Genomic DNA, 23,177 nt, shown 5'->3' with positions numbered 1-23,177 from the left:
TTGAACGGCCTAAGCAAATCACGTTAATGCAGGGATGCATTACATATTTTTATGGTAATTTTGCTCTAACTGATAGAGCTTATGCCTAATCAAATATAAAAACACCAGCGAAGGTATTACCATTAATGCCGTTAACACAAAAAATAATGCCCAATTTCCCATTAGCCAATCATCAATAACCACACCACTGTAACTTGAAAGCAATGTACGCCCTAAATTCCCAAGCGAAGCCAGTAAAGCATAATGTGTTGCACTAAATGCCCGGTCACATAACATCGATATAAATGCCACCATAGCGACTAACGACCAAGCCTGAGTAAAGCCGTCAATTACAATAGCAAAAGCGTATAAGCCTAAATTAGGGCCAACCAGCGCAATAGCCGAAAATGCTAAATTAGACCCCGCCATAGCTACACCACTTATAAATAGCCCTTTTACAATGCCGTACTTTTGATTAAACAAGCTGCCCACAAAGGTAAAAGCAATGGTGAGTACTGCAGTGCCTACTTTTGAAAAAGTGGCTATATCGCTGTTGCTAAAGCCTATTTCTTTATAAAAAACAATCGACATACGCCCTAAAAAAGCTTCGCCTATTTTAAATAAGAAAATAAATGCTAATAAGGCAAGGGCTGTTTTAACCCCATTTTTAGCAAAAAAGGTTTTAAAGGGATCAACCACTGTAACGCCAAGCCAAGCAATCACTTTAGTAAAGGGCGTTTGCTTAATGCTGGCTAGTTTTTCAAGGTATACGCGCTCAAGCTCTGCGTGAACAGCTTCTCGGTTTGATTTAGGCTCTTTGGCAAATAACACGCCGCTCATTAGTATCAACATAACAGCGGCTAAAAAGTAATACACTTGTGGCCAATCTAAAGAGGGGATATCGGCCATGTAAAAAGGTATAGCCCCTAGTAATGCATAACCTGTCCACCAACCTGATGTGGCCATAGCAGCAGCTGCAGTGGCTTTATGAGATTCGTTTTCGCTTAACGTGTCTATTCTAAAAGCATCAATTGCTATGTCTTGTGTGGCAGAGGCGACTGCGATGAGTAAACACAAGCCGGCGGCAATCGCTAAGTTTGCTTTTAAATCAAGCCCCGCTAAAAGCAGGGTGCCAATAAACATAAAGCTTTGGCAAAATAAAATCCAGCTGCGACGTTGCCCAAACCATTTGTACAATAACGGCAGTTTGGTTCTATCAATAAGCGGCGACCACATAAAATTAATGCTATATGCGCCAAATACAATACCAAATAAGCCAATCATACTGCGGCTTAGGCCTTCATCTTTTAGCCAAGCCGACATCACAGAGCCAATCAGTACCCATGGAAAACCACTGCTCATACCAAATATAAAAATATTGATTAAACGTTTATCTTTAAAATACGAGAAATATTCGCTTACTGAGAGGGTTTTGCTCATAGGGCCTTCATTGGCGTTGGGTGCAACTTAGTTGCACCTCAGTGATTTATAATGGGGTTTGCTCAAGTACTTTAATATTTAAAATAACAACAGGCGTTTTTGGTACAAAGTCGTAGCCAATTTTTTCATTAAAGCCGGTTTCTACAGCCATAATTTTATCTAGCGTGTCGTAACCATCCATTACATTGCCAAACACGGCAAAGCCCCAATCTCTACCTGGGTTTAAATGATCGTTATCATCCATATTAAAAAAGAACTGGCGAGTTCCTGAATGCGGTTCACGGTCTTGATACGCCATAGCGATGCTGTACATATCATTTTTTAAACCATTGCCACTTTCGTTAAATATAGGGTCGTTTTCGTGTAAGCCATCAAGGTCTTTATCGTAGCCACCACCTTGTATTACAAAGTCACGGTCGTTTTCAACATCACGTTCTACACGGTGGAATATACTGCCTTGGTAACTTTTATCCATTACGTAGGTTAAAAAGTTATTTACCGTAATAGGGGCTTTTGAGCGGTCTAGCTCAACCACAATGCTACCCAATGACGTGACTATTTCTACACGCGGAAAAATATTGTCTTTTTGAACAAAACGGCCTTCTTGCGCGGCAAAGGTGCTTACACTAAATAGTAGGCTTAAGCAGATTAAAAATCGTTTCATTGTTAACCTTCTAAAAATTCAATTAATTCTGGGTCCGATACAATGCGGGTTATAATTTGTTCCGTCAACTTATTGAGTTGACCTTCAATTTTGGCGCGATCGTGGCTCAGCGGCCCTTCTAAATTAGCACTGCCACGATACACTTTACTAAAATTGCTGGTAGAGCGAATGACCCGTACGCCTAGCTCAATGTGCGCTTCGCTGGTATGGCTCATGAGCTTTTCAGTCACCTGTGCTTGTAAGGCATGAATGTCTAGTTCAAAGCGGGTTGTTGCTAGGTTAGAAATGCTTGCCCCGTTACGGTTTAGCGCGCTATCTAATACGCTTTTAACAGAGGTTACAATATCTTGGCTGGCAAAGGTTTTGGTTTTGTCCGACTCAACAAGCTTAAGGGTGGCGCTATCACCACGTAAATCAATAACGCTGGTACTTAAACTGGCTGAAATAACGCTAATTTGGCCACTTTTATAAACCGGGTTTAATATCACTTGGTTTGGCTGGTTACTGCATGCGCTAAACACCAGCATGGAGCAACAGGCTAAAATAAATTTAGTTAATTTCATTTTATAGCATCCCACTATTTTTAGTTGCGCTGAGCACTACAAACTTTTTGTTTGAACCTAATAGCTTACAGTTACCAAACATACGATTTAATTTATCGTGATAATCTAAATGACGATTACCAATAATACGCAGCTCGCCACCTTCTTTTAATGTATCTTTTGCTTGTTTAAACATTTGCCACGCAATGTGGTCGGTAACAGCTTGGGCTTGGTGAAATGGAGGGTTACACAACACCATATCCACACTGTCTCTTGCAAAGCCGGTTAAACAATCGTTTTCTATAAATTGGCAATCATCAAATTTATTTGCTTGGTTAAGTTCTACATTTAAACGTGCAGATTCGACCGCCATGTACGACTCATCAACAAAGGTTACCGACGCATTTGGACAGCGTGATAACGTCATTAAACCCACCACACCATTACCACAACCTAAGTCGATAATGCTTTTTGCTTTTGAGGTTTGCGGCAAGTAATTAAAAAAGAACCGTGCACCTATATCTAACGAATCGCGCGAAAACACATTGGCATGGTTCGTTATATTAAAATCAGTGCCTTCCAGCTGCCAACTTACCGGGAAGTTAGCTTCTTTATAACCGCCTTTAGCTGTACTTAATATTAAACGCGACTTTTTAACGGCCAAGCTTGTTTTGGTCTCGCCAATAAATTGCTCAAACGCCTTTATAGTTGAGTTATGAATTTCCTTTGTTTTACCCGCGGCAATAACCGGTGTGCCAGGGGCAAGTACTTCACTCAACTCGCTTAATTGAAACTGTAAAAACCCGACGTTACGCGGTATTTTTATAAGTACTAAATCAACCTCTTCAGGCAGCGCAGATAAGCTATCTAACTGTGTAAATTGGGCTGTTGATAGTTTATTTTCTTTTAAATTATAGGCTGCAGCTTGGTGGCTAATATAAGAATCGTTAACTGAACAAACCGTTAATTCACTAAAATAACAGGCAAGGGCACCAAACGCGTCGTTTAAAATTAGTAATGAGCGACAATCAGGGTGATGTTCGTTAACATAATTGATAAGGTACTCGTCGGCCGAATCCCACGCTTGTAAACTGCGGTTTTTTTGATCCAAAGGGAAACGTTCAAGAGTAAATGTTTTATCGCCTAGCTGGGCTTGCGTCGTCATAATGGTTTGTTGATCAGTAATCTAATGTAGGTAAATTCTAACATGCAACGGCAAAACGCCAACCCCCAACAGTTACCAAACGGCTTTTCTTATCAAAGTAAGGCGCTTAGTGCGCAAAAAAGCCTCGATTTATTTTATTATTTACAAAAAAATCTTAATTGGCAGCAGCCTAATGTCACTGTGTATGGCAGAACAGGGCCCATTCCACGTTTGCAATGTTTTATGAGCGACTTAAATATTGAATATGGTTACTCACACAGTAAACAAATAGTAGAGCCGTGGGATGAGGTGCTTTTAGCAATGCGAAAACGTTTAGAGCGACATTTAAATAAGCCGCTTAATTCGTTATTAGTTAATTATTACCGTGATGGTAACGACACCATGGGCTGGCACAGTGATGATGAAATAGAACTAGGCCCTGAACCTACCATTGTATGTATATCACTTGGTGCTGAGCGCGTACTCAAATTAAAACAAAAAGCCACCAATAAAGTCACCGACTTAAAATTACAAAGCGGTAGTTGCTTAGTGATGAGTGGGCATAGTCAGCGCGACTACCAGCACGCAATCCCCAAACAAACAACGCTTGCTCACCCACGGATCAGCTTAACGTACCGCTTTATTGAGCACATTAAACAAAAGCAATTTAGTTAGTTAAATTAACTTGTTATAGTAGCTGCACAAATCAGTGACTAAATATGGTGTTTTAATGTCAATGCAACAACAAATTCAAGACAAGCTTAGTAGCGCGATTGCCTGTAAGCATTTAAACGTAATTAACGAAAGCCATATGCATAGCGCCGGTAGTGAGTCGCATTTTAAAGTAATTGTGGTAAGTGAAGAATTTGCGGGTAAACGATTACTACAGCGCCACCGCCAAATTAACGAAGTACTAAAAGATGAGCTAGCAAATCATATTCATGCCTTAGCGATTCATACGTACACGCCAGATGAATTTTCAGAGCAGGGTGGCGAAGCACCTGACTCTCCAAATTGTATGGGCGGCTCAAAGCTAAATTAACCACAATGTAGGTTAGCCAATATAAATAGGGGTATTTGATCAGCTTTAACTGATCAGATCAGTGTTTTTAGTATTAGCCTTTAAACTAGCGCTAATTTTTATTGTAAAAGATATAGGATGATCAATGGTCATTAAGCCTAAAATTCGTGGATTTATTTGTACTAACGCACACCCTGTAGGATGTGCAGAGCATGTTCAAGAGCAAATTAACTATGTAAAACAACAAGGCGAATTAAAAGATGCGCCTAAAAATGTACTCGTAATTGGTGCATCTACTGGTTACGGCTTAGCGTCTCGTATTACGGCGGCATTTGGCGGTGGGGCTAAAACACTGGGTATTTTCTTTGAAAAAGAAGGTACAGAGCGTAAAACAGGTTCTGCTGGTTGGTACAATACAGCAGCATTTCAAGACGCTGCAGATGAAGCTGGGCTTTGGTCAAAAAATATTAATGGCGATGCGTTTTCTAACGAAATTAAGCAAAAAGCAATCGAGACAATCAAAGCAGATTTAGGCAAAGTAGACTGTATTATTTACAGCTTAGCATCGCCTCGTCGTACCGATCCAAATACCGGTGAGGTGTATTCATCTACACTTAAACCTATTGGCAGTGCTGTAACTACAAAAAACTTAAATACGTCAAAGCGCGAAATTGACGAAGTAACAGTAGAAGCCGCAAGCCAAGATGACATCGACAACACCATTAAAGTGATGGGCGGTGAAGATTGGGAAATGTGGATTGATGCATTAAAAGAAGCAGACGTACTAGCCGATAACTTTAAAACCACGGCTTATACTTATATAGGTAAAGAGTTAACGTGGCCAATCTACGGGCACGCAACTATAGGTAAAGCAAAAGAAGATTTAGACCGAGCAACTGCTGCAATTAAAGAATCGACAAAAGATTTAAATGGTCAAGCCTATGTGTCGTCGTTAAATGCTGTTGTTACTCAGGCAAGCTCTGCTATTCCTATTATGCCGCTATATATCTCTGCTTTATTTAAAGTAATGAAAGCCGATGGCACTTATGAAGGCACCATTGAGCAAATTCATGCTTTATTTAGCGAAAACCTATACGGTGAAAACCCACGCTTTGATGAAGGCGGCCACTTATTTCAAAACTACAAAGAGCTAGAAGACGATGTACAAGCACGTGTGCAAGCTGTTTGGGATAAAGTAGATACGAGCTCAATTGATGAGCTAACCGATTATGTAGGCTACCATAACGAATTTTTACGTTTATTTGGTTTTGGCATTGACGCTGTTGACTATGAGCAAGATGTAGATGCAGTGAAGCCAATTGCAAACATGATTGACTAATCATACTTTGTAATTATAAAAAGTCGCTTATTGCGGCTTTTTTGCTTTTAGTGTTTTAGATATTTTGTGGCAGTTAGGTGCTTAGGCTACCACTTTGGTCTACCTTGATTTTTATTTAAAACACTTAACAAAACTAAATAAGCGTTTCTGTCGTATAATTTTCATAAATACACTCGCATAGTCGTACATAATGATGTTAAAATCGAAGCAATATGTGAGGAGTTTTACTGCGTTGCTTGTTTGATATTCCTAGCAAGTTGTTCTTTTGTACCTTGATATATCTTGGATAACTCAAGTGGCGACGTGGTTGATACGATTTTTCAGTTTCTTTCCGTTAATTAATGCAAGTGCGTATGATCAACATAAAAAAAGGTCTGGATTTACCCATAGAGGGCGCGCCTCAGCAAGTTATTCATGATGGTTCTGCCATCAAACGTGTAGCTGTGCTAGGTGAAGAGTTTATCGGTATGCGTCCAACCATGCATGTTCGTGTGGATGACCAAGTCAAAAAAGGCCAGGTACTTTTTGAAGACAAAAAGAACCCAGGCGTCCTATTTACTGCACCAGCTTCTGGTACAGTAAAAGAAATTAATCGTGGTGCTAAACGTGTGCTGCAATCTGTTGTTATTGAAGTAAACGGCAGTGAGCAAATCACCTTTGACTCTTTCAATGCAGATGAGCTTGCAAGCTTATCGCGTGAAAAAGCCAAAGAAGTACTTGTTCAGTCAGGTCAATGGACAGCACTTCGTGCTCGCCCATTTAGCAAAATAGCTGCGTTGGATGCAAATCCTAGCTCTATATTTGTAACCGCTATCGACACAAACCCTCTTGCTGCAGATCCTGCAGTAATTATTGCCGAAAATGCAGCTGCATTTGAAGCGGGTCTTGCTGTTGTTTCGCGTTTGACCGATGGCAAAGTATTTGTATGTAAGCAAGCTGGCAGTCAAGTTCCTAGCTCGTCTATCGCTCAAGTAGAAGTACATGAGTTCGGTGGCGTGCATCCAGCAGGCTTAGTTGGTACTCATATTCATCACCTTGATGCAGTATCTGTTAATAAACAAGTTTGGCATATTGGTTACCAAGACGTTATCGCGTATGGTCACTTATTCCTTACTGGTGAAATCAACACAGACCGTGTTATTTCGCTTGCAGGTCCTCGCGTTAAAAACCCTCGTTTAGTGAAAACACAACTAGGTGCTTCATTAGATGATTTAGTGGCAGGCGAATTAGAAGACGGTGATAACCGTGTTATTTCTGGTTCTGTTTTATCTGGCGCTATTTCTTCAGGTCCTCATGCATTCTTAGGTCGCTACCACGTTCAAGTATCTGTTTTACTTGAAGGTCGCGAAAAAGAGCTGTTTGGTTGGATTGCACCAGGTAGTGATAAATTCTCTGTAACGCGTACATTCCTTTCTCACCTTGCACCGAGTCGTTTATTTAAAATGACAACGTCTACAGGTGGTTCAAAACGTGCCATGGTACCAATTGGTAGCTACGAGCGCGTAATGCCGTTAGATATTTTGCCAACTCTATTATTACGTGACTTAATTTCACGTGACTTAGACAGTGCAATTTCATTAGGCGCGCTTGAACTTGATGAAGAAGATTTAGCGTTATGTACCTTCGTTTGTCCGGGCAAATACGAGTATGGTTCTATCCTACGCGATTGCTTAACAACGATCGAGAAGGAAGGCTAAGAGATGGGTTTAAAGAAATTTTTAGAAGACATTGAGCCGCATTTTGAACCAGGTGGTAAACACGAAAAATGGTACGCCCTGTATGAAGCAGCCGCGACTATTTTTTACACGCCAGGTTATGTAAATAAAGGCGCAACTCACGTTCGCGATAATATCGACCTAAAACGCATGATGATTTTAGTGTGGATGGCGACGTTCCCAGCTATGTTTTTTGGTATGTTCAACATCGGTCATCAGGCCGCAGGTGCTTTAGCACAAGGTTTTGAACTAGCAAACTCTTGGCAGGTTGGCTTGTTCCAGTTATTTGGTGGTGAATTAACCGCTGAGTCGGGCTGGGGCGCAAAAATGTTCTACGGGGCATGTTTCTTCTTACCAATATACGCCGTTACTTTTGCAGTAGGTGGTTTTTGGGAAGTACTATTTGCTTCTGTGCGTAAGCATGAAGTTAACGAAGGTTTCTTCGTAACCTCTGTATTATTTGCACTTATTTTGCCTGCGACTATTCCTTTATGGCAAGTGGCGTTAGGTATTACGTTTGGTGTTGTTATTGCTAAAGAAATCTTTGGTGGTACAGGCCGTAACTTCTTAAACCCTGCATTAGCGGGCCGTGCGTTTTTATTCTTCGCATACCCTGCACAAATTTCAGGTGACACAGTATGGACTGCAGTAGACTCGTTCTCTGGTGCAACTATGCTAGGTCAAGCGTTTGTAGGCACTCTTGATTACAGCAACATGGAGCTATGGTGGAATGCGTTTTACGGTTTCATTCAAGGTTCTGTAGGTGAGACATCTACGCTTGCTGTGCTTATTGGTGGCTTATTCTTAATTTACGTTCGCATCGCTTCTTGGCGCATTGTACTAGGTGTATTCCTAGGTATGGTGGCAACTGCATTCTTATTAAATGCGGTTGGCTCTGAGAGCAATCCTGTATTTGCAATGCCTTGGCATTGGCATTTAGTACTGGGTGGTTTTGCGTTTGGTATGTTCTTTATGGCTACTGACCCTGTATCAGCTGCATTTACCGATAAAGGTAAGTTCGCATACGGCGCGCTTATTGGCTTTATGGTAGTTATGATCCGTGTAGTAAACCCTGCTTTCCCAGAAGGCATGATGCTAGCAATCTTATTTGCTAACTTATTTGCTCCACTGTTCGATCACTTTGTAGTGCAAGCTAATATCAAGCGGAGGTTGGCACGTAATGTCTAGTAATAACGAATCAATCGGCAAAACGTTAACGGTTGTTGTAGCACTATGTTTAGTGTGTGCAATTATTGTATCGTTTGCTTCTGTACAGCTTCGTCCTTTACAGCAAGCTAATAAAACTCAAGATATTCAACGTAATATCTTAGCAGCAGCTGATATTGAAATCGCAAACTCTGTATCTGACACATTCGATGGCAAAATCGAAGCACGTGTTGTTGATATGGACACTGGCGAATTTGTTGAAGATGCTGATCCAAACTCATTTGATTTCGAAAAATCGAAATTCGACCAACAAAGAAGTTTTGCACTTAAAGCAGAAGGGATTAAGGACATCGCTGGTATTCAGCGTATGACTAAAAACTCACCTGTTTACATCTCTAAAAAAGAAGATGGCTCTACAGATGCAATCATTTTACCTATCCAAGGTTACGGCCTTTGGGGTGTAATGTATGGTTTCTTAGCGCTTGAAAGCGATGGCGAAACAGTTAAAAACATCAACTTTTACAAGCATAGCGAAACACCAGGCCTGGGTGGCGAAATTCAAAACCCACAATGGACAGCTAAATGGCAAGGTAAAGAGTTACCTATTAACATTATGAAAAGCGGTGCTAGCAACGAACATCAAATTGATGGTTTATCAGGTGCTACACTAACTTCTAATGGTGTTGATCACACAGTTGACTTTTGGACTGGTGAAAACGGCTTTGGTCCTTTCCTTGCGAAGGTACGTGAAGGAGCGTTGAAATAATGGCTGATACTAAAGAAATGAAGTCGGTCCTATTTGGTCCGGTTTTAGCTAACAACCCAATCGCATTACAAGTACTTGGTATTTGTTCTGCTCTGGCGGTAACGTCTAGCTTAAAAAATGCCTTAATCATGTCAATTGCTTTGACATTAGTAACGGCGTTTTCTAGCTTGTTCATTTCAAGCATTCGTAACCACATACCTTCATCAGTACGTATTATCGTACAGATGACGATCATTGCTTCACTAGTAATTGTTGTAGACCAAGTATTACAAGCATTCTCTTACGCTACGGCGAAAGAGCTTTCTGTATTCGTTGGCCTAATCATTACTAACTGTATTGTAATGGGTCGTGCTGAAGCGTACGCAATGAAGTCGCCGCCACTTATGTCATTTTTAGATGGTATTGGTAATGGCTTAGGCTACTCAGTGGTATTACTTACTGTTGGTTTCATTCGTGAGCTATTTGGTAAGGGAACACTATTCGGTGTTGATATTATCCCATTAGTACAAGATGGTGGTTGGTATCAACCTATGGGTCTATTGATTTTACCACCGAGTGCATTCTTCATCATTGGTTTATTCATATGGGTACTTCGTACTTATAAGAAAGACCAAGTAGAAGCTAAAGCGTAAGGGGCAAGCAGTGGAACATTATATTAGTTTATTTGTAAAAGCGGTTTTTATTGAAAACTTAGCTTTAGCTTTCTTCCTAGGTATGTGTACTTTCTTAGCAGTATCTAAAAAAGTAACTACATCAATTGGCCTAGGTGTAGCCGTTATTGTGGTACTGGGTATTTCTGTACCAGTAAATAACTTGGTTTACCATGCCGTACTTGCACCGGGTGCATTAGAGTGGCTTGGTTACCCCGAAGCAGACCTTAGCTTTTTACGTTTCTTAACGTTCATTGGTGTTATTGCAGCACTCGTGCAAATTTTGGAAATGGCATTAGATAAGTTTTTCCCTGCACTTTACAACGCATTAGGTATCTTCTTACCACTAATCACAGTTAACTGTGCGATTTTTGGTGCGGTATCATTCATGGTTGAGCGTAACTATAATTTCGGCGAGTCTGTTGTTTATGGTGTTGGCGCTGGTGTTGGTTGGGCGCTTGCAATTACATTACTTGCAGGTATCCGTGAGAAAATGAAATATTCAGACGTGCCAGATGGCCTACGTGGTTTAGGTATTACCTTCATCACTGTTGGTTTAATGGGTCTTGGCTTTATGTCATTCTCTGGTATTTCACTATAAAGGTAGCGAGGATAAATCATGAGTTATGAGATTTTCTTAGGCGTTGGTGTTTTCATCGCTATCGTTGTACTACTAGTTTTAGTTATCATTGGTGCTAAATCTAAGTTAGTTGCAAGCGGTGACATCATCATCGGTATTAATGGCGATCCAGACAAAGCCATTAAAACATCAGCAGGTAGCAAGCTTTTAGGCGCGCTATCTGAATCAGGTATTTTCGTATCATCTGCGTGTGGTGGCGGTGGCTCTTGTGGTCAGTGTCGTGTACACATTAAAGAAGGTGGTGGCGATATCTTACCAACAGAACTTGATCACATTTCTAAAGGTGAAGCCCGTGAAGGCTGTCGTTTAGCGTGTCAGGTAAATGTTAAAAACGACATGGAAATTGAACTTGAAGAGTCAATTTTCGGTGTTAAAAAATGGGATTGTGAAGTTATCTCTAACGATAACAAAGCAACGTTCATTAAAGAGCTTAAGCTACAAATTCCAGATGGCGAATCAGTGCCTTTCCGTGCGGGTGGTTACATCCAAATCGAAGCGCCTGCTCACCATGTTAAATACGCAGATTTCGATATTCCTGAAGAGTATCGTGGCGACTGGAATCACTTTGGTTTCTTCGACCTGGAGTCAAAAGTAGACGACGAAACAATTCGTGCATACTCAATGGCTAACTACCCAGAAGAAGAAGGCATTATCATGCTTAACGTGCGTATTGCTACGCCGCCGCCAAGAAACCTGAGCCTACCATGTGGTAAAATGTCATCGTACATTTGGTCACTTAAAGCAGGCGACAAGGTAACTATTTCAGGTCCATTTGGTGAGTTCTTCGCTAAAGACACCGACGCTGAAATGGTATTCGTAGGTGGTGGTGCAGGTATGGCACCAATGCGTTCACATATCTTTGACCAACTTAAGCGTTTAAACTCTAAGCGTAAGATTAGTTTCTGGTATGGTGCACGTTCTGAGCGTGAAATGTTCTATGTTGAAGATTTCGATGGCTTAGCAGCTGAAAACGATAACTTTGTATGGCATACCGCATTGTCTGACCCACAACCAGAAGATAACTGGGAAGGTTACACAGGCTTTATCCATAACGTACTTTATGAAAACTACTTGAAAGATCATGAAGCGCCAGAAGATTGTGAGTTCTACATGTGTGGTCCTCCAATGATGAACGCGGCTGTTATCGGCATGCTTAAAGACCTAGGTGTAGAAGACGAAAACATCTTACTAGATGACTTCGGTGGCTAACACCCATATCAAAACAGCTTAGTTTTGGTTAAAATACGGGCCTCGTCGCACATTGTGCAACGGGGCTTTTTTTATTTTATTTTACATGGGCTAATTTAATGAACAGAGTAAGCAGTTCTCAAGGCGCTATCAGTATTTTTTTATTAACTATAATGCTATTTATCTCTGGCTGTGGGGCTGATAAAACACCTCAGGAGGTATTTTTAGAAGGCAAAACGATGGGCACCACCTATCATATTAAATACTTTGCCGACGATAAAAGCGTTGATGCCACTAAATTACAGCAGCAAATAGATACGCAATTGAAAGCGGTTAATCAGTCTATGTCTACGTATATCCCCGATTCTGAAATTAACACATTTAATAAATTACCCGCCAACCAGGTTATGCCAATTAGTGAAGACTTTAGGGCTGTGGTGAGTGAATCGATTCGTTTAGGTAAGTCGACCAAAACGCTTGATGTAACGATGGGCCCGTTAATAGATTTATGGGGCTTTGGACCTGATAAAAAACCAACTAAGCGCCCAAGTGATGAAGCACTTGCTGCAATGATTGAAAAAATTGGTGTAGATAAACTAAATCTTACTGAGCAGGGCCTTGCTAAAACAGTTGATGGTTTAGAGCTGTCGTTTTCGGCCACAGCGAAAGGGTATGGCATTGATAAAGTAGCGCAATTACTTGAAAGCCAAAATATTAGTAACTACATGGTAGAAATAGGTGGGGAGCTGCGCATTGGCGGTGAAAAGCCAAATAACCAAGATTGGAAAATCGCGATAGAGCAGCCAGATGCGCCACCAGGCGAGCGAAAAGTTCACCGTGTATTAGCGCCCGGTACGAATGGCATTGCAACATCAGGTGACTACCGTATTTTTTATAAAATGGATGGCGAAACTTACACTCATTTAATTGACCCAGTAACAGGCATGCCAATCAAACATGACTTAGTGTCGGTTACTGTATTACATCCTAGTGCAATGACCGCAGATGGCTTAGCAACCGCATTAACGGTTATGGGAATGGAGAATGCTAAAGCATACGCTGAAAAGCACGATTTACCTGTGTACTTAATGGCTAAATCAGATAAAGGCATTGTGACTTACGCGAGCACTGCATTTAAGCCTTATTTGTAATATAATGGCGTTTAGCTAAAGCTTTATTAGTGCTAAACGCATATTACAACCGATTTTTTGAAATAGACTTCTCTCGCATCTATGTGGGTTTTGGGTGTATAATTTAGCGGTCGCTCAACAATGTTTGAGCATAATTTATTGCTGATCAATAGGGGCTAAGCAATGTCACTTTTTCTTCTTACATTTGGTTTATTAATTTTAATCGTGATAGCTATGGCTGTTGGTATGATCGTGCAAAGAAAATCTATGGCAAGTAGTTGCGGTGGATTAGGCTCGGTAGGTATTGATAAAGCCTGTGATTGTGACGATCCATGTGATAAGCGTAAAAAGCGTATGGCTAAAGAGCAAGCCTGGAAAGAAAACCAAATTATTTAAGCCGTAGCTTAATGACAAAAAGCGCCTTATGGCGCTTTTTTTGTACCTGTGTATTTATTGTCCAACCTCTGTTTTAAATAAACGCAAGCTTAATGTATTAGACCAAGGTCTATAGTTTAGTTTTTTTCACCTATTAGGTTTATTTTTCTCGTTTGTCAAATTGGAGCTAACACTCTAAAGTTTAACCATAGACACAGAGCAAGGCTCTAGTCATAAGCTTGAGGCATAAAAGTTAGCCTCGCTTAAAAGAATCTTTATATTGTGTGTGAAGATGTTGTCAGTGTGAAAGGCAACTCAAGTTCGGTGGTGACTTAGCTTGAGTTGTTTTTATTCCCCTACAATTGCCACGCAGTGTAAACCAAGAATCTTTATATTGTGTGTGAAGATGTTGTCAGTGTGAAAGGCAACTCAAGGTCGGTGGTGACTGGTTTTGAGTTGTTTTTATCCCCTACAATTGCAACGCAGTGTAAACCTAGAATCTTTATATTGTGTGTGAAGATGTTGTCAGTGTGAAAGGCAACTCAAGGTCGGTGGTGACCGGTTTTGAGTTGTTTTTATTCCCTACAATTGCCACGCAGTGTGAACCAAGAATCTTTATATGTGTGTGAAGATGTTGTCAGTGTGAAAGGCGGCTCAAGTTCGGTGGTGACTGAATTTGGGCTGTTTTTGTTTGTGCGGCTTTATTTTTAACTTCATTAATCCCCCTTATCTCTACTCCTCACGCTTCCTAAATATAAAATATTTATAAACTAAGTCTTTATTTTTATTATGTTATTTTTTATTAACAAAATAGCTGCGAAAGCTTAACGCAAAACTTTATATTTTTTGTTGAACCGAAAACTGTCTTTGTTATACTCAGCATCGAACTTTCAGTAAGTTTTGAAAGTTTATTTGATACGGATCAATTCTCACTAGGTAAATGTGTGCTAGCCGGGTTTGATTGTATTTAGCACCTCGTTTTAGGGCTTACAGCAGCAATGTTTTTTAATTTTTCCGTTGCGCGCTTTATTACTCTAATTTTGTTATTAGTCATTTAGTAGGTTAATGTCTTTGAACACACTTTCTTTGCATCATACAAATACGGCTTTTGCTTCTAGCAAACCGCAAACGTGTGAGCGCTTGAATAAAGCGGGCAAGGGCGTGTGTGTCGCTATAACATTATTAGTGTTTAATACGGTAATGCTGCTAAGTGGTGCATTAGAGGATGCCTTTCAGCTTGAAGCGTTGTTTAGCAATGGCTCTATTGTTGAGCCTGTTTTGCTGCACATTACGCAATTTTTAGCTCATCCGATCATATCTAGTCAGTTACTCATTGGCCTTTGCTGGTTATTGTTCCATATTTTTCCGGCGCGTCGTGCTGGAATAATCCTTCGTAAAGCCGCTTTCGCTTTTCGCGAGGCAAAAGTACACCAACCTGTGTCCGCTGCACATGGTTGTCGTGCTCCACCTAGCTTTACAGGTTGTCTGTAAGGCTTCACTTGTTGCTGGTTTTAATTATTTTTTCTTGCTGTAAATAATTAAAGTTTGCATTAGCAATGTAGCCGCGTGTTTTAATCACGTCAGCCAACCAACACTCACCCAAGTTAACTTTTATTACGTTATATAAATGCGTTTAGAAGCTGGGTTTGTTGCTAGGTATTTTTTTGCATCCATTTGCAGCGGGTTCAGTCCCCTTTATTTTTATAATTTAGTTCTAGTTAACTTGGGTTTTTATTGAAAAATCGTTGCTTAATTTTTATTCAAAGCAGCAAATTAAAACTCTAGGTTTGTAGGATACTCCCTTGTTAATTCGTAACCTTTGTAATATTGCTTTAGCTAGTACGGTGCTGGCGTTGTCAGGCTGTAAAGGCGGGATACTCGATCCAAAAGGCCAAATAGGTATTGATGAGAAAAACTTAATCATCATTGCTACTGTCCTTATGCTACTCGTAGTAATCCCCGTTATTGTGATGACTTTGTATTTCGCATGGAAATACCGAGACACACAAGATCATGAAATTTATGCACCAAAATGGGCTCATTCAAATAAGATTGAAGCCGTTGTTTGGGCTGTTCCTATTGTTATCGTTATTATTTTAGGTGTTATTACCTGGCAGTCTACCCAAGACTTAGACCCCTATAAACCTATTGAAGGTAAAGGCGAGCACCTCACTGTAGAGGTGGTTTCATTAAACTGGAAGTGGCTATTTATTTACCCAGAACAAGGTATTGCAACGGTAAATGAATTGGTATTTCCGGCAAATGTGCCGGTGGAATACAAAATCACTTCAGAAAGCACAATGAACTCGTTTTTTATTCCTCAGCTAGGTAGTCAAATTTATTCTATGGCAGGCATGGAAACCAAGCTTCATTTAATCGCAAACGAGCCGGGCACATTTAAAGGCTTTTCTGCTAATTACAGTGGCGCAGGTTTTACCGGTATGAAGTTCAATGCCATTGCCACCCCAACACAAGCTGATTTTGACACGTGGGTAACAAGCGTTAAAGCCAATGCTAATAACCTCACCCATGCCAATTATGTTGAACTTGCAAAAGCCAGTGAAAACAATCCTGTTGCCTATTATGGCAAGGTCGACGACGGCCTATTTCATACCATTGTTATGAAGTATATGCAGGCACATGGCGATATGAACAAAAAACATCAAGCGATGAGCGATCATGGGCAAATGAGCAAAAAGCACCATGAAATGAATGAACACGCAATGCCTTCATCTCACAGCCAGGGCGAGGAATAATAATGTCGTTTTTAGGTAAACTTTCACTCGACGCAATTCCGTTTCATGAGCCAATTATAATGGTTACCATGACGGTGATAGCGATTGCCGGGCTTATTATTGCCGGGCTTATTACTAAATATAAAAAGTGGGGCGTGCTTTGGCACGACTGGATCACCTCTGTTGATCATAAACGCTTAGGCGTAATGTACATCTTTTTAGCATTAATAATGCTGTTTCGTGGTTTTTCTGATGCCATTATGATGCGTGCGCAGTTAGCACTTGCTACTAGCGGTGCACCAGGTTATTTGCCTCCTGAGCATTACGACCAAATATTTACAGCGCACGGCGTTATCATGATCATATTTATGGCTATGCCATTTATGATTGGCCTAATGAACATTGTATTGCCACTACAAATTGGCGCACGCGATGTCGCTTTTCCATTTTTAAATAACCTAAGTTTTTGGTTTACTGCCAGCGGTGCCATTTTAATTAACTTGTCGCTTGTATTTGGTGAGTTTGCAAAAACAGGTTGGGTGGCGTATCCGCCGCTTTCGGAGCTGACCTTTAGCCCTGGGGTGGGGGTTGATTATTATATTTGGGCCTTGCAAATTTCCGGACTCGGTACGCTTTTAACTGCAGTAAACTTTTTAGCGACTGTGTTTAAAATGCGTGCCCCAGGTATGACCCTAATGAAAATGCCAATTTTTACATGGGCATGTACATGGGCAAATATCTTAATTGCAGCATCTTTCCCTATTTTAACTGCTGTGCTTGGCATGCTAACGCTTGACCGTTACCTTGACTTTCACTTTTTTACCAATGCAGCGGGCGGCAACGCCATGATGTACATCAACCTGTTTTGGGCGTGGGGTCACCCTGAGGTTTATATTTTAGTACTGCCTGCTTTTGGTATTTTTTCTGAAATTATCTCAACCTTTGCCGGTAAACGTTTATTTGGTTACAAATCGATGGTGTATGCCAGCGGTGCAATCTCTATTTTAGGTTTTATTGTTTGGCTACACCACTTTTTCACCATGGGGTCGAGCGCCAACGTTAATGCGTTCTTTGGGGTAATGACCATGGTTATTGCCGTCCCAACTGGCGTTAAGCTATTCAACTGGTTGTTTACCATTTACCGCGGCCGTTTACGTATTAGCGTTCCTGTACTTTGGACATTAGGCTTTATGGTTACCTTTACAGTAGGCGGTATGACCGGCGTACTACTGGCTATTCCGGGTGCCGATTACGTGTTGCATAACAGTTTATTCTTAATTGCGCATTTCCATAACACAATTATTGGTGGCGCTGTATTTGGCTACCTTGCAGGTTTTGTATTTTGGTTCCCTAAAGCAATGGGCTTTAAGCTTAGCGAAAAATGGGGTAAAGCGTCTTTTTGGTGTTGGATAGTTGGTTTCTTCGTGGCGTTTATGCCGTTGTATGTACTTGGTTTCTTAGGTATGACACGTCGCTTAAACCACACTAATAACCCAGATTGGAACATGTGGTTATACATTGCCGCAGGCGGTGCTGTCATTATTATGTTTGGTATTATTTTCCAAGTCGTGCAGCTATTTGTTAGCTTTAGAGACCGCGAAGCACTTGACGATACAACCGGCGATCCGTGGAACGGCCATACACTAGAATGGGCAACTAGCTCACCTCCACAAGTGTATAACTTTGCAACTATTCCTCACGTTGATGACATTGATGCCTGGACCGAAGCGAAAGAAAAAGGCCAAGCGTATCAAACAAAAGCAAGCTACAGCCCAATTCATATGCCTAAAAACACAGCATCTGGGGTGTTAATTGCAGCAAGCTTAACTGTATTTAGCTTTGCCATGATCTGGCATATCTGGTGGTTAGCTGCCGTTGGTTTTGTTGGCGCAATTGCCTTATTTATCAAGCGTTGTTACACCAGCGATGTTGATTACTATATACAACCTGATGAAATCGCACGTATTGAAGCTGCGTATAATTCTAGTGGAAATAAGGAGCTAAGCGCGTGAGTACACTATCTGCGAATGTAGAAACTGCCCATTTAGACTCAGTTTCGCACGATGCTCATGCACATGAGCATCACGATACCTCTGGCGATACAATCTTTGGCTTTTGGTTATACCTAATGACCGATTGTCTATTGTTTGCCTCGTTTTTTGCCACTTACGCCGTGCTGTTTATGAACACAGCCGGTGGTGTATCAGGTAAAGACATTTTTGAACTCGACTTTGTTGCTGTAGAAACAGCGGCGCTACTCATTAGTAGTATTACTTTTGGCTTTGCCATGATTGCCGCACAAGGGCAAAAAAAGGCACTAACACTCACCTGGTTGTTTATTACCTTTTGTTTAGGTGCTGTGTTTATAGGCATGGAAATTTACGAATTTCATCACCTAATTGTACATGGCAATGGTCCACAACAAAGTGCCTTTTTAACCTCATTCTTCTCGTTAGTAGGCTTACATGGTTTACACGTAACTGCGGGTCTAATTTGGATGAGTATTATGATGATAGAAGTGGCTAAACGTGGCTTAGGTAAACAAACAGTGACACGCTTAAGCTGCCTAAGCCTATTTTGGCACTTCTTAGACATTGTTTGGATTTGTGTATTTACCGTTGTTTATTTAATGGGAGCAATGTAATGAGCCACAGCGAAGCGCACGCGTTAAAGCAAATGCAAAACGAGCACCATGATGAGTCTCATGGCAGTGTTAAAACGTACTTAATAGGCTTTGTGCTATCAATAATTTTAACCGCGATACCGTTTTACATGGTAATGGAAGGCGACTTTTCAAAAGTAACTACGCTTTGGAGCATTGTTACTTTAGCTATTGTACAAATTTGGGTGCACTTAAAATACTTTTTACACCTTAATTTTACGACAGAAGATGGCCGTGCAAGTACCTTCTCATTTTTATTCAGTGCCCTAATTATCGTCATGGTTGTTGGGTTATCGGTTTGGATAATTTACGAATCTAACGCAATGATGATGTACTAGGAGTTGAAGATGTTTCGTCGTTATTTATCAGTGACTAAGCCAGGCATTATTATGGGCAACCTTATCAGCGTTGCAGGCGGTTTTTTACTTGCCTCACGCGGGGATATAGACCCATGGCTAATGGTTGTTACGCTTATTGGCTTGTCACTTGTGGTTGCATCGGGCTGTGCTATCAACAATGTAATTGATAGGGACATAGATGTAGCCATGGCACGTACTCGTACGCGGGTTACAGTAACAGGCGAAATGTCGGCCTTTGCTGCACTAAGTCACGGGGTTTTATTGGGGGTTGTAGGTTTTGGTTTACTCATTGCTTACACCACACAAGCCGCGGTATTTTTTGCAGCGTTTGGCTATATCATTTATGTTGGGGTTTATAGCCTTTACATGAAGCGCAACTCAGTTTATGGCACGTTTGTAGGTAGCCTTTCTGGCGCAGTGCCTCCTGTTGTAGGTTACTGCGCTGTAACCGGGCAGTTCGATATAGGTGCATTAATATTATTAGTTATGTTTAGTCTGTGGCAAATGCCACATTCATATGCCATTGCTATTTTTCGTTTTAAAGATTACCAAGCCGCAGGTATTCCCGTATTACCCGTAGCGCAAGGTATTGATAAAGCGAAGCGCCATATTGTACTTTATATTGCTGTGTACGCTTTAGTCGTCATGCTATTACCAATAAGTGGCTACACTGGCGCCGCCTTTATGGCAGTGGCGTGTATTACCAGTTTTTGGTGGTTACTTATGGCCCTGCGTGGCTATCGCCGTAATGTTAATTTAACGAGCTGGGCACGCCAAGTGTTTGCTTTTTCTATTATAAATATTACAGCACTCAGTATTGCTATGGCCGTTGACTACCACAGCGCAGCGCCACAACTGCTTACACTGATATAATTTTTTAAAGCTTTATATTTCCAAAGTTAATCCAAAGGCTCGAAAGGGCCTTTTTTCATGTTTGAAATAAAGCGGCAATAGAGTGTTTATGAGCTTGCTTTAGGTTTTCTTTTATTTGGGCTCTAATTTCTGCTGATTTATTTTGGCTTAGCTTAAAGTTTCCACTCCAGTGAGTGGGAGTAAACTCTATAAAGCTTAATTGTTGATACATTGCTTGGCGACTGCGTGTAGGCATATCATTAATATTCCACATGGGCTTAAAGGTTTGCTCAAAATGGGTTGTTAATTGACTCATTATTTTTTCTTTCTCGCTGTCGCTTTTAGTAATCACTACCTTTGCAGTGACTTGTACTGATGAGTAAAGCCAGCTTGGCAGTGTTTTATTATTACTATACGAGGGAGATAGATAGCAGCTATCACCATTAAAGTGTAATTTTACAGAGCGTTTATCACATTGTGTTAGTGGGTTATGTTTAGCTATGTGTGCAATGAATACATTACGAATGGGATCATATAGTACAGGTACATGGCATATATTATTTAAATCACTTTGCGAGCTGGGCGTTAAAATACTCGCTAGCGGAAATTGCTCAACCAATGCCTGCAAACGTTTAATATCATGCTCTTGAAAATGCGAAGGTGGGTACATTAGAGCTTCTCCTCTAGTTGCAATTTTATGTTCGGCCATTGCTCATCAACTATGCTAAATTTTGCTGTGTTTCTATAGCTACCATTGCTGAGCTTTCTATCTTTATAAGCGAGTCCTTCAAAACGTGCACCTAAACGTGCAATAGCATTACGTGATTTTTGATTATATTCATGAGTATTAAATGTAATTCTCACTAAATTAAGATCATCAAATGCGTATTTGAGCAGTAAAAATTTAGCATGTGTATTTATGTAAGTTCGCTGCCAGTCATTACTAATAAAGGTGTGGCCTATTTCAGCACTCAGGTTGTGTTTATCTAATTTAAATAATCGTGTTGTACCTACTATTTGCTGTGTATTTGTGTCAATAATCGCAAAAACAATCTGTTCGTCTTTATTAAATTGCGCCTGTGTTAAAAACCACTCTTTTAGCATTTCAGGGGTTTTTGTGTAGTTAAGTAGTACCCATTGCCATACTTTAGGGTGCTTACCTGCTTTGTATAATCCATTTAAGTGTTTATGGTTTAGTGGTTCTAAAACAACCTTGTTTGTTTTATGTATATGCTGAGTGAACATTATTCGCTCCATTTTTTGCTATTAAAGAACAATAAATGTACGCTTATTTGGTGTAGTAAAAACAACCAGAATATAACTTTTACCTATACCAGATAGAAAATACATGCAGCCACTTAATATAAAATTTAATAAGCAATATAAGGCAAAGTATTTGCAGCTAGCGCAAGCTATTCGTACTGCAATTATTGAAGGTGATATTGCGGTTGGCGCTAAGTTAAGTTCAGCTAGAGAGATGGCGAAAGCTTATCAATTAAATCGCCATACAATAATGAATGCTTTACAACTATTAGTGGCTGAGGGATGGTTAGAGTCTCATGAGCGTAGCGGTTATAAGGTAACGCAAACCTTACCTATCCAAGGCAGCGCTAATACTAAGCAAGTGCCAGCCTTAACACCTAAAGCCTATAAATTTGCCAAAGAGTTAGCAGTTCCAGCTCCTGCAATGAATTTAAATAATTATAAGTATAATTTTGCAGGTGGGCTTCCCGATCTTAATAGCTTCCCATATAAAGAATTTAAACGCTCCTTAAGTCATGTTTTTAACCATGTAGATACCAGTAAATTTCATTATGGTGATATAAGCGGTGTGAGTGAGTTAAAAGTGCAAATAAGCAATTACTTATATAAAGCGCGTAACTTAAAAACAAGCGACCTACTCGTGTGTAATGGCTCACAAGAAGCACTATTTTTAATCTCGAAAGCATTTATTAGCACTAACGATTTTGTTGCTGTAGAAACGTTAGGGTATCCACCAGCCCGTAAAGCTTTTGCGGCTTGTGGCGCACAATTAGTAGATATAAAACAAGATGAATATGGTTTATGTATTGATGATTTGAAAGCGCAACTTAGCCGCTTCTCAATTAAAATGCTGTACTTAACACCGCTGCATCAGTACCCGACAACTGTTACTTTATCGCCTACACGGCGTATGCAAATTTATCAGTTATGTTACCAACATGGCGTAATGATTATAGAGGATGACTATGACCATGAGTTTCATTACCAATGTCACCCGTTACAACCAATGGCGGCGGATGACCCTGCGGGTATAGTTATTTACCTTTCTACATTCTCTAAAATTATGTTTTCCGCAGCCAGAATCGGTTACATTTGCGCTGCCCCTGATGTTATCGCACAGCTTAATGCGTGGAAGCAGTTAATGAATCACAAAAATGATGTGGTTATGCAATTAGCTTTAGCGTACTTTATGAAAGAAGGCGCATTTGAACGTCATTTAAAGCGAATGACTAAGCTATATAAGCATAGGTATGAAGCTATGGATAACTCATTAAGAGCACTGCAGGTGAAAGGTTTACCTATTGAGTATAAAAAGCCCGATGGTGGGATGGCAATGTGGGTTAACTTAAACATAGATACGGCTAATATTAAAAAGCATCTACATAAGCGCAGTATTTATTTGCAAACAGAATCAGAGTTTTATTTCTGCGACTCTTATAGAAGCTTAAAACCTAAACACTTTAGTTACTTGCGTCTAGGCTTTGCTGGCCAGTCAGTGGAAGTCATGCAAGAAGGTATAAACATAATTGCTGAGTATGCTTATTAA

The 23,177-nt window shown here is 40.4% G+C and carries 24 protein-coding genes; 18 read left to right on the top strand and 6 right to left on the bottom strand.

What is annotated here, in order from left to right:
* Positions 1–39: 39 nt before the first annotated feature.
* From MTF68_RS11960 to MTF68_RS11945, 4 genes are read right to left on the bottom strand one after another with little or no spacing between them, the layout of a single operon-like run.
* Entirely contained in the window at positions 40–1,419 is a 1,380-nt protein-coding gene (locus MTF68_RS11960; RefSeq protein ID WP_004587150.1) for an MFS transporter, read from the bottom strand.
* Positions 1,420–1,465: 46 nt separating this feature from the next.
* Positions 1,466–2,083, bottom strand: a complete 618-nt coding sequence (locus MTF68_RS11955; protein ID WP_004587149.1) for a peptidylprolyl isomerase — start codon at positions 2,081–2,083, stop codon at positions 1,466–1,468.
* 2 nt (positions 2,084–2,085) lie between these two features.
* Positions 2,086–2,646 (bottom strand): YajG family lipoprotein, encoded by a 561-nt coding sequence (locus MTF68_RS11950; RefSeq protein WP_096042114.1) that lies wholly within the window; start codon positions 2,644–2,646, stop codon positions 2,086–2,088.
* Between the two features lies 1 nt (position 2,647).
* Positions 2,648–3,790: a methyltransferase gene (locus MTF68_RS11945; RefSeq protein WP_024034301.1), complete on the bottom strand. Its 1,143-nt coding sequence runs from the start codon at positions 3,788–3,790 to the stop codon at positions 2,648–2,650.
* Positions 3,791–3,832: 42 nt separating this feature from the next.
* Between MTF68_RS11945 and MTF68_RS11940 the strand changes: the two genes are divergently transcribed.
* The 17 genes from MTF68_RS11940 to cyoE all read left to right on the top strand — a co-directional run bounded on the left by MTF68_RS11940 (position 3,833) and on the right by cyoE (position 20,389).
* Complete coding sequence (locus MTF68_RS11940; protein WP_004587146.1) at positions 3,833–4,444, top strand: alpha-ketoglutarate-dependent dioxygenase AlkB; 612 nt, start codon at positions 3,833–3,835, stop codon at positions 4,442–4,444.
* 55 nt (positions 4,445–4,499) lie between these two features.
* A complete protein-coding gene (locus MTF68_RS11935) occupies positions 4,500–4,811 on the top strand; it encodes a BolA/IbaG family iron-sulfur metabolism protein (protein ID WP_029773850.1) in 312 nt (103 codons plus the stop codon).
* A 124-nt stretch (positions 4,812–4,935) separates the two neighbouring features.
* Positions 4,936–6,129 carry an enoyl-ACP reductase FabV gene (fabV, locus tag MTF68_RS11930; protein ID WP_024034299.1) on the top strand — a complete coding sequence of 398 codons (1,194 nt, stop codon included), beginning with the start codon at positions 4,936–4,938 and terminating at the stop codon, positions 6,127–6,129.
* Between the two features lie 353 nt (positions 6,130–6,482).
* A complete protein-coding gene (locus MTF68_RS11925; RefSeq protein WP_004587143.1) occupies positions 6,483–7,826 on the top strand; it encodes a Na(+)-translocating NADH-quinone reductase subunit A in 1,344 nt (447 codons plus the stop codon).
* 3 nt (positions 7,827–7,829) lie between these two features.
* Positions 7,830–9,032 (top strand): NADH:ubiquinone reductase (Na(+)-transporting) subunit B, encoded by a 1,203-nt coding sequence (locus MTF68_RS11920; protein ID WP_004587142.1) that lies wholly within the window; start codon positions 7,830–7,832, stop codon positions 9,030–9,032.
* Positions 9,025–9,777: a Na(+)-translocating NADH-quinone reductase subunit C gene (locus MTF68_RS11915; protein ID WP_004587141.1), complete on the top strand. Its 753-nt coding sequence runs from the start codon at positions 9,025–9,027 to the stop codon at positions 9,775–9,777. Before MTF68_RS11920 ends, MTF68_RS11915 begins: the two co-directional genes overlap by 8 nt.
* The gene (locus MTF68_RS11910; RefSeq protein WP_004587140.1) at positions 9,777–10,409 is read left to right on the top strand and encodes an NADH:ubiquinone reductase (Na(+)-transporting) subunit D; all 633 of its coding nucleotides are present in this window, start codon (positions 9,777–9,779) and stop codon (positions 10,407–10,409) included. The genes MTF68_RS11915 and MTF68_RS11910 overlap by 1 nt, the downstream gene beginning before the upstream one ends.
* A 10-nt stretch (positions 10,410–10,419) precedes the next feature.
* Positions 10,420–11,028 carry an NADH:ubiquinone reductase (Na(+)-transporting) subunit E gene (gene nqrE / locus MTF68_RS11905; protein WP_004587139.1) on the top strand — a complete coding sequence of 203 codons (609 nt, stop codon included), beginning with the start codon at positions 10,420–10,422 and terminating at the stop codon, positions 11,026–11,028.
* An 18-nt stretch (positions 11,029–11,046) separates the two neighbouring features.
* Positions 11,047–12,276, top strand: a complete 1,230-nt coding sequence (gene nqrF, locus MTF68_RS11900; RefSeq protein ID WP_004587138.1) for an NADH:ubiquinone reductase (Na(+)-transporting) subunit F — start codon at positions 11,047–11,049, stop codon at positions 12,274–12,276.
* A gap of 98 nt (positions 12,277–12,374) precedes the next feature.
* Positions 12,375–13,406 carry an FAD:protein FMN transferase gene (locus tag MTF68_RS11895; protein WP_248462618.1) on the top strand — a complete coding sequence of 344 codons (1,032 nt, stop codon included), beginning with the start codon at positions 12,375–12,377 and terminating at the stop codon, positions 13,404–13,406.
* Between the two features lie 162 nt (positions 13,407–13,568).
* Positions 13,569–13,781, top strand: a complete 213-nt coding sequence (gene nqrM, locus MTF68_RS11890) for a (Na+)-NQR maturation NqrM (protein ID WP_004587136.1) — start codon at positions 13,569–13,571, stop codon at positions 13,779–13,781.
* Positions 13,782–14,831: 1,050 nt separating this feature from the next.
* The gene (locus MTF68_RS11885; protein WP_055016845.1) at positions 14,832–15,251 is read left to right on the top strand and encodes a hypothetical protein; all 420 of its coding nucleotides are present in this window, start codon (positions 14,832–14,834) and stop codon (positions 15,249–15,251) included.
* Between the two features lie 311 nt (positions 15,252–15,562).
* Positions 15,563–16,516 (top strand): ubiquinol oxidase subunit II, encoded by a 954-nt coding sequence (gene cyoA / locus MTF68_RS11880; RefSeq protein ID WP_154945878.1) that lies wholly within the window; start codon positions 15,563–15,565, stop codon positions 16,514–16,516.
* Positions 16,517–16,518: 2 nt separating this feature from the next.
* Positions 16,519–18,507: a cytochrome o ubiquinol oxidase subunit I gene (gene cyoB / locus MTF68_RS11875; RefSeq protein ID WP_004587446.1), complete on the top strand. Its 1,989-nt coding sequence runs from the start codon at positions 16,519–16,521 to the stop codon at positions 18,505–18,507.
* Positions 18,504–19,139, top strand: coding sequence for a cytochrome o ubiquinol oxidase subunit III (cyoC, locus tag MTF68_RS11870; protein ID WP_004587445.1), 636 nt, complete (start codon positions 18,504–18,506; stop codon positions 19,137–19,139). Before cyoB ends, cyoC begins: the two co-directional genes overlap by 4 nt.
* Positions 19,139–19,495, top strand: coding sequence for a cytochrome o ubiquinol oxidase subunit IV (gene cyoD, locus MTF68_RS11865; RefSeq protein WP_004587444.1), 357 nt, complete (start codon positions 19,139–19,141; stop codon positions 19,493–19,495). The genes cyoC and cyoD overlap by 1 nt, the downstream gene beginning before the upstream one ends.
* Positions 19,496–19,504: 9 nt before the next feature.
* Positions 19,505–20,389 (top strand): heme o synthase, encoded by an 885-nt coding sequence (cyoE, locus tag MTF68_RS11860; protein ID WP_064386876.1) that lies wholly within the window; start codon positions 19,505–19,507, stop codon positions 20,387–20,389.
* A 55-nt stretch (positions 20,390–20,444) separates the two neighbouring features.
* Here cyoE and MTF68_RS11855 read toward each other — a convergent pair whose 3' ends face one another.
* Positions 20,445–21,038: an FMN-binding negative transcriptional regulator gene (locus MTF68_RS11855; protein WP_248462617.1), complete on the bottom strand. Its 594-nt coding sequence runs from the start codon at positions 21,036–21,038 to the stop codon at positions 20,445–20,447.
* Positions 21,038–21,613, bottom strand: coding sequence for a GNAT family protein (locus MTF68_RS11850; RefSeq protein WP_248462616.1), 576 nt, complete (start codon positions 21,611–21,613; stop codon positions 21,038–21,040). The genes MTF68_RS11855 and MTF68_RS11850 overlap by 1 nt, the downstream gene beginning before the upstream one ends.
* 103 nt (positions 21,614–21,716) lie before the next feature.
* Between MTF68_RS11850 and MTF68_RS11845 the strand changes: the two genes are divergently transcribed.
* Positions 21,717–23,177: a PLP-dependent aminotransferase family protein gene (locus MTF68_RS11845; protein ID WP_248462615.1), complete on the top strand. Its 1,461-nt coding sequence runs from the start codon at positions 21,717–21,719 to the stop codon at positions 23,175–23,177.

It is taken from the genome of Pseudoalteromonas sp. 2CM37A (assembly GCF_023161885.1).
Lineage (GTDB): Bacteria > Pseudomonadota > Gammaproteobacteria > Enterobacterales > Alteromonadaceae > Pseudoalteromonas > Pseudoalteromonas atlantica.
Note: the sequence above shows the minus strand (reverse complement) of the source record. Positions and strands in the feature narration are given on the sequence as shown.